Raw genomic sequence first — 12,445 nt, forward strand, 5'->3', positions numbered from 1 at the left:
ATCAGGCGCCTTTTCCGTCGCTGAACTTTGCAATGGAAGCGGCAAGCTCCGGATGATCCTTAGCGTAGGCCTCCAATGGTATACCGGCGACTGCGGCCTGCCAGGCCTGCTGTACCGCCCGAACCCCGGCGGCCGGTCCGCCGGGATGACTGACGATGCCGCCGCCGCAAAGGTAGAGAAGGTCGGTGGTACGGCCGGTTCGTTGGTAGGTCTCCGGGGCCTGTCCTCCCCACTGACCGGATCCCGCAACCGGAAGCGGGCAGTCGGAGGCGTCGAAGAGCGGCGTGGTGACGGCCTTGAACGATGCGATGAAGCTTTCGTCCGGTTCCCAGTACTTTACCCGGATGCCGTTGATCTGGAACTGGTCGACGCCGAGCAGCCGCCAAAATTGCTGATAGACCTTGAAGTCCATGCCGGCGCCAGGGTCGCGCGTCAGCAGGTCCCAACCGTTGCGATGCGCATGCAGCACCAGATTGGAACGCTTTCGAAGAAAACTCATACCGCCGAAGCCTATCGAGTTGATGTTGACGACGGCGCAGTTGCCGCCGGCCTTGGCGACGATGTCGTGGTTGCGCATCATTTCGTCGGGGTCGGCATGCGAGATGCCGAACGCATACATGACCTTCTTGCCGGTCTTCTGTTCGTGGTCCAGAATACGCGGCATGATCGCTGCGACACGCTCCTCGAGCGGCGAATAGGCCGGGCTCATCAGCTTCTCGTCATCCTTAATGAAGTCGACGCCGGACTTGATGAGTTCGCCGACAAGCTCCGCCGTTTCATACGGCCGCAGGCCAAGGGCCGGCTTGACGATCGTTCCGATGATCGGACGGGCCTCTACCCCGGTCAGGCGGCGACTTCCGGGAATGCCGAACTGCGGTCCCGGATGGGCACCCTTGAAGGCGTCCGGCAGCTTCATGTCGACGATGCGAATGCCGGTCATGCCCTTGATGGAATAGACGCCGCCGATCGCGATGGTCATCAGGGCTGAAAGATCTGTGCCGATCGCGTCCAGCGGAAAGGCGATGTCGACATCGGCGCGGTGGAGCAGAGTGCCGGGCCCAACCTCCGGCCATGTTGGACGGCCTGCATCGCCGAGGCGGCGGATCGCCAGCACTCGGGCGGCGACACGCGATTTCAGCTCCTCGGTTTCGCCCGGAACGGGCACGAAGGTTCCGGTCGACTGGTCGCTTGCGATCTTGTCCGCCATTGATTCGACGCTCCCAGGCGTCTCGATGCGGTAGGTCAGCGTAATCATCATGACGTGCAGGTTGCTCCTGTCGCCACGAAAGATTGTCATGGCGTCAACTTATGATCTGGTATAATCAGTATTCCATTCGATGAAAAGTGGAATCTTTCGATGCGGCGCATTTCGGCTGAGCTTTGTTCTCGGCATGGAAGATGGTAGGAGGAGACATTTTGAGCCAGCGAGATCTTATGACACAACCCATCGAACAAATCGTCCGCCGGAAACTGTCCGACGAAGTGTTTGATCGACTCGAGCGGATGATTACGTCAGGCGAACTTCAGCCTGGCGACGAAATGCCGTCCGAACGCGTTCTCATGGAGCGCTTTGGCGTTGGTCGTCCTGCAATCCGCGAAGCGATGCAGTCACTTGCCAATAAGGGGCTCGTGAACATTTCCCATGGTGAACGTGCCAAGGTACTGCAACTGACGGCTCAATCGATCTTCCGTCAGGTCGATTTGACAGCGAAGATCATGCTGTCCCAGTCGGCCGATTCTCTGGAGCATCTGAAGAGCGCCCGAATTTTCTTCGAACGGGGCATGGCGCGGGAGGCCGCCCAACGTACCAAGCAGAGCGACGTCGACGCGCTTCGCGACATTATCGACCGCCAGCGCCGCGCATTGGGACACGCAGAAGAATTCATCGCCGCGGATATGCAGTTTCATACGCGCATCGCTCAGATTTCCGGCAATCCGATATTCGTCGCAGTGAGTGAGGCAATGCTCGCATGGCTGAAGGAATATCACACCGAAATGCTCATCTGGACCGGCAAGGAAAAGCTTACACTGGTCGAGCACGAGGAAATTCTTGAGCGGCTTGCCGCAAACGACGCCGATGGTGCCGAGGCAGCGGTTCTGAAGCATCTCGAACGCTCGCGGGCGCTCTACACGAAGTAGTTCACTCACGCGGCTCCATCACTACGGATATCCGAGCGGCTTTCCGGATGAAGGTTCGTTCGCGCCGCCGCTCGGCAGCAGTCGCTTGCTCATGCTCTCTTGGAAATGCTTTCGGCAAAGGCCTGGAACAAGGCTAGCCCACTCGGCCAGTCCTCAAGCCCACTGCGGCCGTTGATATGGCCGACCGCTCCGACCTCGACAATGTGGCTGCCCCATTCGGCCGCCCGCATGCGGGCATATTCAATTTTCCCATAAGGATCGTCGGAACTTGCAATGACGAGAGAGGGAAAACGGAGCTTGCCTTCCGGCGGGTCGGCGAAACCGGCAGCCTCCACCGGATAGGCATCGGACCGTGGATCGGGAACCGCCACAAGGAAGGCGCCTGCGACGGGAAGAGAAGAAATGCGCTGCCAATGGACGACCAGAAGGCACGCCAGGCTGTGCGCCACCAGCAGCGGCGCATTTTTCGTGGCGGCGACGGTTCGCTCCAGCGCTTCGGCCCAGTCCGGTAAATCCGGCCTATCCCAGCTCTTCGGTTGAAAACGGATCGCTCGGGGATTCGTCCGCTCCCAATGCGTTTGCCAATGTGTCTCCCCTGATCCTCCAATACCGGGCAGAATGATGATGTCGGCCATGCTTTCTCCTTTCACGTCGGGAAAATGGCGTCTTCCATCTGTCTCTGGAATAGGCAATCATCGGAAAACACATCCGATTTCCGATGAACTAAAGGTCAAAGCATGACACCTGCCCAAAACGGCCGCTTCCTGCTCGATCCGACCGATATCGCCATCATTGAAGCATTGCAGGAGGACGGACGGATTGCGATTTCGGAACTTGGGCGCAAGATTGGATTGTCTCAACCGGCGACGTCGGAGAGGGTAAAGCGGCTGGAAGAACGTGGCATCATCGCCGGATACGGAGCACGTATCGATGCCACCCGACTAGGATTGGGAATGATGGCGGTCGTGCGCCTTCGCACGACGCACGAGCACATCCGTGCATGTTTGAAGCAATTTTCCGAAATGCCGCATGTCATAGAAGTGCTGCGGCTGACGGGAGAGGACTGCTTTTTCTTGAAGGTTCTGGTCCCGTCCCCGGGAGACCTCGAGACGATCGTGGATTCGATCGCGAGGTTCGGGGCCGTAACAACGTCCCTCGTTTTGCGCGGTGAGCCGCCGAAATTCATCGGGCGCACGCTGATCCAGCAGGTTTAGGAATTCCAGAACAAAGCCGACCCAGCGGTTTTTACGAGGAAAAAAACGGACGCAACGTCGACCAAAAAGAGGTACGCCTGTGCATCATCCGATGCCGACAGAGACAGGGATTCTGCAGTTCCTTGCAATTTGTGACAGCTTCTATCCCGCTGATGCGGTGGCTGCTCCCATTTCCCAGCAAAGGCAATGGTACGATGCTCTTTGTGCGCGTTTCGACCAGCCCCTGCCGGAGGGACTGACGACTGAGGATGCCCTCGTTCTCGACAGGATAGCAACACGGCATTATCGGCCAAAGGCGATCAGGACAGAAACTGCCCTGCTTTATCTGCATGGCGGCGGCTTTGTCGTGGGATCGCTTGAGAGCCATCACGCGATCTGCGCCGAGATTGCCGATTTTGCCGGTGCCGAGCTCATTTCGGTCGATTATCGCCTTGCGCCCGAATATCGATGGCCGGCGCAAACGGATGATTGTTTCGAGGTGTTGAAACACCTGCTCGTCTCAGGCAGGCAGGTCGTGCTGATCGGCGACAGTGCTGGCGGCAATCTTGCCGCTGGATTGGCGATCAGAGCGCAGCAGCAGCGATTGCTCGGCATTGCTGGCCAGGTGCTGATCTATCCGACGCTTGGTGGAGATCTTGTATCCGGGTCCTACAGTGAAATGGAAAATGCACCGGGGTTGAAAACGTCGGACGTCGCCTATTACCGCGCAAGCCTGAAGGCTCCGCCAGGCGATCCCGTCGCCGAGCCCCTTGCCGCCGCCTCATATGCGGAGCTGCCGCCGGCCTTCATCACCGTCGCTCATTTCGATCCGCTGCGCGACGATGGCCGCCACTACGCGGCCAAGCTTGCGAGGGCCGGTGTGGAGGTCTGGTTCCGCGAAGAGCCGCAATTGCTGCACGCCTGGCTAAGAGCGCGTCATATGAGCGATGGAGCTCGCATCGGCTTTCGGGCAGTGTGCGAGGCCGCCAGCCGCTTTGCTGGACCATGACATTACATCAGGTCCCGCGGGATCTGCTTTTCAGCGAAGATCTTTTCAAAGACCTGAGTCTCGCCTTCATAGGCCGTGACAACGGCGCTGATCATCCAACTCGTCTTAGTGCAGGAGATCCTGGCCGTCGACACGGTGCGGATAGACCAGCCGGGGCGCTGCATGTCGCATGTCCACGTCGAAGTGCCGGTCATCGAGAGAGGATCGTCGGGTGCGATCGACCAGACTTCTTGCCTCAGCTGCCGTGTCGAAAGCCCAGTCTCGGGATGCTCGAAAAGACCGGTGTCCTCATGGATCTGATAGTGGGTGAAATTGCCGCACAGATCACGGACGACCTGTCTTTTCGTGGCAGCAGGAGCGTGCTCGATATACTTCGGCAGAGGATCAGGATCCTCAGGCGCCTTCATCTCGATCTGTTGATGGTCGCCGAGTTTGGGAAGCGCAAGGCCGATCGAGGCTATATCGATGCTCACGCCAGCGTCTTCCGGAGGCGGCAGTATCAGCGGCCAATAGGCAGTCGAGAGTGAAAGGCGGATGCGGTGACCGCGGCGGACGCGATAGCCGCAGGCATCAAGGACGACGCGCACCGTGGTCCGTTCTCCCGTCTTCAGCGGTTCCGGCGCGGCATTGCTGTCGCGATGAGCAAGGTTGAGCACGCCGAAGGAGATGCGTGTTGCTGTCCCATCGGGATGAACATCGACCAGGCGCACGCAAAGATTGGCGCTCGCCGCCTCTGAGCGAAGAGAGAGAGTGAGTTCCGGCCGGCCGAGATAGTCATGGTCTTCGGCAATCGGCACGGTGTCGAAAACGAGAGACCCGGCATCGTCGCCGCGCTGGTCGAGAGCCATCTCCGCATCCGGCTTCAGCGTGAAATATTCGCCCGACGCAGTGCCGGTATCGAGCGGTGAACGGAGATAGAGGCGATGCTCCGGCGCCTGGGGGATCGGCATCCCCTCAGTCAGCCGGCCGAACTGCTCGACATAAAAGCACTGCATCTTCGGCGGCTCCCAGACATCCTTGGCGATCCAGAAGCCGGGGTCGAAATCGCGGCACGGCGCCGGCCGGATGGCGTCGAGGATATAGGCGCGCACCTGCGGCAGCGCATCGGCGCCGTTTTTGTCGCCACGCAGCCAGCGGTTCCACCAGGCGATTGCCTCCCCGTGAAAGTCGGTGCGTGGCTTTGGCCAGGCGAAATGCGGGTATTTGTGAACCCAGGGCCCGATGAGCGCCTTCGCCTTGCCGCCGAGACCTTCCACCGCCATCAGCGGCGTATTGCGGTAGCCATCGGCCCAACCGGCGATGACAAGTGCGGGAATGTCGACGCGGGAAAAATCTTCCGAAATCGAGCCATGACGCCAGAAGTCATCCTTGCGCTGATGCTTGAGCCACTCTTCCATGAAGAAGGGTTCGCGCTTAAGGCGCTGCAGCCACATTTCCTTCCAGCGGTCGCCGACGATTGCAGGGTCCGGCGGGCGTGACTGATAACCGAGCATGGTTGCAGCCCAGGAAAGCTGAGCCGAAAGATGGCATCCGTTTTTGTAATGGATGTCATCGTTAAAACGATCGACCGTCGAAGCGATGGAGATGATCGCTTTAAGAGCCGGCGGGCGAAGGGCTGCGACCTGAAGACTGTTGAAACCGCCCCAGGAGATACCCATCATGCCGACAGAACCGTTCGACCAGGGCTGAGCAGCGATCCAGGCGATCAGTTCGCAGGCGTTGGCGAGTTCGAGCTCGGTATATTCGCCGTCAATGACATCGTCGGATTCGCCTGACCCTCTGATGTCGACGCGCACCCCTGCAATCCCTGCAGCGGCGAAGACGGGATAGGTCGATTCATCACGAAGGCTGGTTCCGTCGCGCTTGCGGTAAGGCAAGAACTCGAAGACCGCCGGGACGGGATCGGCCACCGCGTCGTCAGGCATCCAGATGCGCGCTGCAAGCTGCGTACCGTCTTTCAGGGCGATCCAATGGTTTTCGATGGTCGTGAAGCCGCGTTCGGTCATGGTGTCCTGGTCAGCAAATGCGGAGGAATAGCGAACCGATGGGAATTCAGTTGCCAGCGCTCTCCATCCTACGTGTGGTGAGCACCCGCTCAAGCCAGCCGATCTCCATCTCGGGTACGGATTTGAGCAAGAGATCGGTATAGTCGTCGAATGGCGGGGAGAGCACCTTGGATTTTGGTCCGAAGCGGACGAGCTTGCCGCGATGCATCACTGCAACGCTGTCGGCGATCGCCCGCACGATGGCGATATCGTGGGTGATGAAGATGTAGGAAAGCTGCGTATCTTCCTGCAGCCGCAGAAGAAGGTTCAGGATGCCTTCTGCGACCAGTGGATCGAGCGCTGAAGTGGGTTCGTCACAGAGAATGAGTTGCGGTTTTGCGGCAAGTGCCCGCGCAATGGCGACACGTTGCTTCTGCCCCCCTGAAAGCTCCGCCGGGTAGCGATCGATGAAGCCGTTGCCCATCTCGATCTGATCGAGCAGTTCCTTGACCCGAGCGGTCTTGGCTGCCCCGCGCAGGCCGTAATAGAACGTAAGTGGCCGGCCGATGATGTCGCGCACGGTCTGGCGCGGGTTCATCGCCGTGTCGGCCATCTGGTAGATTAGCTGGATGCGCCTCAGATCGTCATGCGAGCGACTTTTGACATTCGACGTCAAAGGATTGCCGTTGAAAAACACCTTGCCCTCGCTCGGCGGCAGAAGACCGGTGATGACGCGCGCAAGCGTCGACTTTCCGGAACCGGATTCGCCGACGACGGCAAGCGTCTGGCCCCTAGGAACATGCAGCGAGACACCGTGCAGTACCTTGAGGCCGTTGGAATATTCAGCGCTGACATGGTCGACCTTCAAGAGCGTATCGGACTGGTCGGGTGCTTCTTCTCGAACAGCCTGACGCACATTGACGAGGGCACGCGTATACTCTTGCCGCGGCGCCTCGATGATCTGCTGCACGCTGCCATACTCAACCTGCTTTCCGTAGCGCAGCACCATGATGTCGTCGGAAATCTGAGCAACCACGGCGAGGTCGTGGGTGATATAGAGTGCTGCCGTGCGTGTCTTTTCGATCGCATGCTTGATAGCGGCAAGGACATCGATCTGGGTCGTGACGTCAAGCGCTGTCGTCGGCTCGTCAAAGACGATGAGTTCGGGATTGGGGCAGAGCGCCATGGCCGTCATGGCGCGCTGCAGCTGGCCGCCGGAGACCTGATGGGGAAAGCGATCTCCAAAGGTCTCGGGGTTCGGCAGGCCAAGCACCCGAAACAGCTCCGTTGCCCTTTCCTTCGCTTCCTCTTTGGTCATGAGCCCATGTTTCACTGAGGCCTCGATCACCTGATCGCCAAGCCGGTGTGCGGGATTGAAAGCGGCTGCCGCCGACTGCGCGACATAGCAGACGCGCGCACCGCGGATCCGGCGGATACCGTCCCTGTTGAGTGCGAGAATATTCTGGCCGTCGAGACGAACCTCGCCGCCTGTAATTTCGGCACCGCCTCGACCATAGGCCAGGGCAGAAAGCCCGATCGTCGATTTGCCTGCGCCGGATTCGCCGATGAGGCCAAGAACCTTGCCCCTTTTCAGGTCGAAGGACACGTCATCGACGATCGTCACGCGCTTCGGCGGCTCGCCGGGGGGATAGCTGGTCGCTTCGATTTTCAGATTGCGGACGCAAAGAAGCTCAGGCATCGCCGCGCCCTCCCTTGAGGCTGGACGTACGTTTCAACAGCCAGTCCACCACGAGATTGACGCAGACGGCAAGGGCTGCGATCGCCGAACCGGGAACAAGGGCTGCGGAAATTCCGAAGATGATGCCGTCCTTGTTATCCTTGACCATGCCGCCCCAATCGGCGGCTGGCGGCTGAATGCCGAGACCGAGGAAAGAAAGCGTCGACAAGAACAGGATCGAGAAGGCGAAGCGCAAGCCAAATTCGGCAAGCAGTGGTGTCAGCGTATTTGGCAGGATCTCGCGGAAGATGATCCAGGTCTTGCCTTCGCCGCGCAGTTTCGCGGCTTCGACGAACTCCATGACGGCGACATCGAGCGCGACCGCCCGACCGAGACGGTAAACGCGGGTGGAATCGAGAATCGCCATCACGAGAATCAGCACGATCAGGTTTTGTGGCAACACGGCGAGAACGACGAGCGCGAAGATCAGCGTCGGGATCGACATCATCAGATCGTTGAATCGTGAGAAGACCATATCGATCCATCCGCGCGAGACGGCCGCTGTGAAGCTCAAGATGATGCCGAGCGAAAAGGAGATGATCGTCGCGGCAAGGGCGACAAACAGCGTCGTGCGGGCGCCAAAGATCAGACGTGAGAGGATGTCGCGTCCGAGATTGTCGAGCCCAAAGAAATACTGGCCATCGGCTATCTGCCAGACGTTGCCGACCACTTCCGTTTCGCCATAGGGGGCAAGCAAGGGCGCAAAGATCGCGCAGATGAAGGCGGCTGCAATGCCGAACATACCGATCCAGGCCGTGATGGGAACATTTCGCAATCTCATCGCGGGTGCCTCAGTCGCGGATTGGCGATGATGGCGAGGATGTCGGCCACCATGTTCAGGAAGATATAGACAGCAGCGAAGATGAGACCGCAGGCCTGCACGACCGGCATGTCGCGAACCGTGACAGCGTCGACCATATACTGACCCATGCCGGGATAGACGAAGACGACCTCGACAACTACGACGCCGACGACGAGATAGGCAAGGTTGAGCGCCACCACATTGATGATCGGCGCCAGCGCGTTGGGGGCTGCGTGCTTGACGATTGATCGGAAGGCACCGAGCCCCTTGAGCTCGGCAGTTTCCATATAGGCTGAAGACATAACGGAAAGGATGGCAGCGCGCGTCATTCGCATCATATGCGCCAGGACGACGAGAACGAGGGTTGCCGTGGGCAGAGCGATCGCCTTCAGTCGGTCGACGAGACCCATGCTTTCATAGACGGTCGCCGGAAAGGTCGCGACACCGAGTTTGACGGCGAAGAAAAGGATCAGGAGATAGCCGATGAAGAATTCAGGCAGCGAAATCGCCGCCAGCGAGATGATGTTGATGATCTTGTCCGGCAGACGGTTGCGGAAATGGACGGCGAGCATACCGAGACCGACGGCAAGCGGTACCGAGATAACGGCAGCGAAGCCCGCAAGGAAGAGTGAATTGCCAAGACGCTTGCCGATCTGCTCGCCGACGGAATTTTTACTGGCCCACGACGAGCCGAAGTCACCCCGTAGGGCATCTCCGAGCCATTCGAAATAGCGCGTCGTTACCGGACGGTTCAGCCCGAGTTCCTGACGGATATTGGCGACGGCTTGAGGGGTAGCGGACTGGCCGAGATAGGTTGTCGCGAAATCGCCGGGCAGTGCTTCCAGGCCTCCGAAGATCACGACGGAGACGGCAAAGAGCAGGATGATGCTGAGCACGAAGCGCTCGAGAATAAGGGCAAGCAGAGGAAAACGCTGCTTGAACCTCAGGCCGGGCAAGATGTGACCTGACGGAGGATTGGACATGGCAAAGGCCTCGTGCTGAAACGTCGGGAGGACCGCGGGGAGCATTCCCACGGTCCTGGCTGCGTTAGAGATGAGGGGCGTTAACCCCTTCACGTGCTAGGCGTCCAGCCAGACGCGGGTCGCGACGTAACCGTTCGACATGTCGTTGCCGATATCGTGAACATAGCCCTTTACCTGCTTGGTGGAAGCATTCACGAAGTCGTTGAACATCGGCAGGATGAGCCCGCCTTCGTCACGCACCATCATCGCCATCGTCCGGTACATGTCCTTGCGCTTGGTCTCATCGAGTTCGGCGCGCGCCTGTAACAGCAGCTTGTCGAAATCCGGTCGCTTGAAGCGTGTGTCGTTCCAGTCGGCTGTCGACAGATAGGCGGTGGAATACATCTGGTCCTGCGTCGGCCGCCCGCCCCAATAAGACGTCGAGAAGGGCTGGACGTTCCAGACGTTGGTCCAATAACCGTCGCCGGGCTCGCGCTTGACCTCGATCTCGATGCCCGCCTTCTTGCAGCTTTCCTGATAGAGAACGGCCGCATCGACTCCACCCGGGAAGGCCACCTCGGAGGTGCGCAACAGAACAGAGCCACTGTGACCGGACTTCTTGTAATGGAATGCCGCCTTGTCGGGATCATACGCACGTTGCTCGATGCCCTCGGGAAACAGCGCATAGGTATTGTTGATCGGGAAATCGTTGCCGACCTTGCCATAACCGCCAAGGATCTTCTTGACCATGGCTTCACGATCCATGGCGTATTTCAGGGCAAGGCGCAGGTCATTGTTGTCGAACGGCGCGGTATCGCAATGCATGATGAAGACGTAGTGGCCGCGGCCGGAGGTGGACAGGATCTCCACGTTCGGTGCGCGCTTCAAAAGATCGACCGTCTTCGGATCGACGCGATTGATGTAGTGTACCTGGCCGGATGACAGCGCTGCGATACGGGCGGTAGCATCATTCATGCCGATGATTTCGATAGAATCGACATAACCGCGGTCGGAGCGCCAGTCGTCCTTGTTCTTCTCGAAAGTTGCGCGAACACCCGGTTCGAAGCTCGTGAGCCTGTAGGGGCCGGTGCCGATCGAGGCGAGCGGATCGTCATTGCCGCCATTGGGCTGGATCACCAGGTGATAGTCGGTGAGCAAAAGTGGCATATCGGCATTGCCTTCGCTCAGCGTCAATACGAGATTGCCGCCATCCGCCTTGATGTCCTTGATCGATCCCAGCACGCCAAGGGCGCCGGATTCGGACTTGGCGTCCGTGTGGCGCTTCAGCGTCGCGACGACGTCGTCGATTGTCAATTCCTTGCCGTCGTGGAATTTGACGCCCTTGCGGATCTTGAAGGTCCAGGTCGCCGCATCCTTCGACGGCTCCCAGGATTCGGCAAGCGCAGGGACTGCAGCCCCCGTCAGCGGATCGGATTCAACGAGCATATCGCCCCAGCAGCGGCCGACGCAGAACATGAACTGCGACAGGAATTTTGCCGGATCCTTGGAATCGGTTGCTGCCCCACCTTCGAGGCCGAGCTTCAGATGACCGCCACGCTTCGGCTCCGCCGCCTTTGCGCTTTCAGTAAAGAGTTTATCGGCAACCGCCAGCGTGATGCCTGCTGCCATGGCACGTCCGATGAATTCACGGCGGCTCAGTCCACCGGCGGTTACGCGACTTGTGAGATATTTCGTATAGCCGTTCATTCCCCTGTTCCTTCTTCTTGATGCGTTGACAGAACTTTCGGGCAATTGGCGGCATGCGGTTTCCTCTTCCGCCTGCGCCGCCCGAGATCATGCGGGAAAAATGGCGGTTGCCGCCGCCTCGTCACTTTCCTTTCCACATTGGGGTTCGCTTCTCCGCGAAAGCCCGCGCGCCTTCCAATTGGTCTTCGCTCGAATAGAGGGTATCGACGGTTGCCAGCTGCCGTTTTGTGATCTTGTTCATGGCAGTCTGAAACGTTGTTCCCTCCGCTTCGCGCACGATTTCCTTGATTGCGGCATAGACAAGCGGCGGTCCGCTTTCGAGCAGCCGGCCAATTTCCCATGCACGGTCCATCAATTTGCCGGCCGCGACGACCTCGTTTACGAAGCCCCAGCGATGGGCCTCGTGGACGTCGAGCCAGCGTCCCGTCAGGAGCATCTCCATTGCGATATGGTAGGGAATGCGCTTGGGAAGCTTGACGGAAGCTGCATCCGCAACCGTTCCCGAGCGGATTTCCGGCAGCGCGAAGGTCGCATGTTCAGCCGCGACGATCAAATCCGCTGAAAGGGCAATCTCCAGTCCGCCGCCGCAACAGATGCCGTTGACAGCACAGATGATCGGCTTGTTAAGATCGCGCAGTTCCTGCATCCCGCCGAAGCCTCCGATGCCGTAGTCGCCATCGACGGCATCGCCTGCCGCTGCCGCCTTGAGATCCCAGCCTGCGGAAAAGAATTTTTCGCCGGCTCCGGAAATGATTGCTACGCGCAGGGATGAATCGTCTCGAAAGTCGCGGAAAAGAACGCCCATCTCGCGGCTCGTTGCAAGATCGATGGCGTTCGCTTTCGGCCGGTCTATGATGACCTCGAAAATACCGCCGTCGCGTCTCGTGCGAATGGAGCTGCTCAACTTCTG

11 protein-coding genes are annotated in these 12,445 nt (G+C 59.3%); 3 read left to right on the plus strand and 8 right to left on the minus strand.

Annotated features, from left to right (window positions below):
- Window position 1: 1 nt before the first annotated feature.
- Entirely contained in the window at window positions 2-1,258 is a 1,257-nt protein-coding gene (oiaX, locus tag ACZ9DP_RS04000) for a 3-oxo-isoapionate-4-phosphate decarboxylase OiaX (protein WP_476202197.1), read from the minus strand.
- Between the two features lie 176 nt (window positions 1,259-1,434).
- On the opposite strand from oiaX, the gene ACZ9DP_RS04005 reads away from it, so the two are divergent.
- On the plus strand, window positions 1,435-2,139 hold the full coding sequence (locus tag ACZ9DP_RS04005) for a transcriptional regulator NanR (protein WP_074072620.1): 705 nt from the start codon (window positions 1,435-1,437) through the stop codon (window positions 2,137-2,139).
- Window positions 2,140-2,228: 89 nt separating this feature from the next.
- Here the strand turns inward: ACZ9DP_RS04005 and ACZ9DP_RS04010 are convergent, their stop codons facing one another.
- Window positions 2,229-2,774, minus strand: coding sequence for an RBBP9/YdeN family alpha/beta hydrolase (locus ACZ9DP_RS04010; protein ID WP_476200370.1), 546 nt, complete (start codon window positions 2,772-2,774; stop codon window positions 2,229-2,231).
- A 102-nt stretch (window positions 2,775-2,876) separates the two neighbouring features.
- Between ACZ9DP_RS04010 and ACZ9DP_RS04015 the strand changes: the two genes are divergently transcribed.
- Both ACZ9DP_RS04015 and ACZ9DP_RS04020 read left to right on the plus strand, forming a co-directional pair.
- Complete coding sequence (locus tag ACZ9DP_RS04015) at window positions 2,877-3,353, plus strand: Lrp/AsnC family transcriptional regulator (protein WP_194730591.1); 477 nt, start codon at window positions 2,877-2,879, stop codon at window positions 3,351-3,353.
- 91 nt (window positions 3,354-3,444) lie between these two features.
- Complete coding sequence (locus ACZ9DP_RS04020; RefSeq protein WP_074072617.1) at window positions 3,445-4,341, plus strand: alpha/beta hydrolase; 897 nt, start codon at window positions 3,445-3,447, stop codon at window positions 4,339-4,341.
- A gap of 2 nt (window positions 4,342-4,343) precedes the next feature.
- Here the strand turns inward: ACZ9DP_RS04020 and ACZ9DP_RS04025 are convergent, their stop codons facing one another.
- From ACZ9DP_RS04025 to ACZ9DP_RS04050, 6 genes are all read right to left on the minus strand, one after another.
- Window positions 4,344-6,347, minus strand: a complete 2,004-nt coding sequence (locus ACZ9DP_RS04025) for a CocE/NonD family hydrolase (protein WP_476200372.1) — start codon at window positions 6,345-6,347, stop codon at window positions 4,344-4,346.
- Window positions 6,348-6,393: 46 nt separating this feature from the next.
- Window positions 6,394-8,025 (minus strand): ABC transporter ATP-binding protein, encoded by a 1,632-nt coding sequence (locus tag ACZ9DP_RS04030; protein WP_476200373.1) that lies wholly within the window; start codon window positions 8,023-8,025, stop codon window positions 6,394-6,396.
- Window positions 8,018-8,845 carry an ABC transporter permease gene (locus ACZ9DP_RS04035; protein WP_074072614.1) on the minus strand — a complete coding sequence of 276 codons (828 nt, stop codon included), beginning with the start codon at window positions 8,843-8,845 and terminating at the stop codon, window positions 8,018-8,020. The genes ACZ9DP_RS04030 and ACZ9DP_RS04035 overlap by 8 nt, the downstream gene beginning before the upstream one ends.
- Window positions 8,842-9,849 (minus strand): ABC transporter permease, encoded by a 1,008-nt coding sequence (locus ACZ9DP_RS04040; RefSeq protein ID WP_194731886.1) that lies wholly within the window; start codon window positions 9,847-9,849, stop codon window positions 8,842-8,844. The genes ACZ9DP_RS04035 and ACZ9DP_RS04040 overlap by 4 nt, the downstream gene beginning before the upstream one ends.
- A 96-nt stretch (window positions 9,850-9,945) precedes the next feature.
- Window positions 9,946-11,535, minus strand: coding sequence for an ABC transporter substrate-binding protein (locus ACZ9DP_RS04045; RefSeq protein ID WP_476200374.1), 1,590 nt, complete (start codon window positions 11,533-11,535; stop codon window positions 9,946-9,948).
- 121 nt (window positions 11,536-11,656) lie between these two features.
- Window positions 11,657-12,439, minus strand: coding sequence for a carnitinyl-CoA dehydratase (locus ACZ9DP_RS04050; RefSeq protein WP_476200375.1), 783 nt, complete (start codon window positions 12,437-12,439; stop codon window positions 11,657-11,659).
- Between the last annotated feature and the right edge of the window lie 6 nt (window positions 12,440-12,445).

It is taken from the genome of Rhizobium sp. USDA 4016 (genome assembly GCF_056279705.1).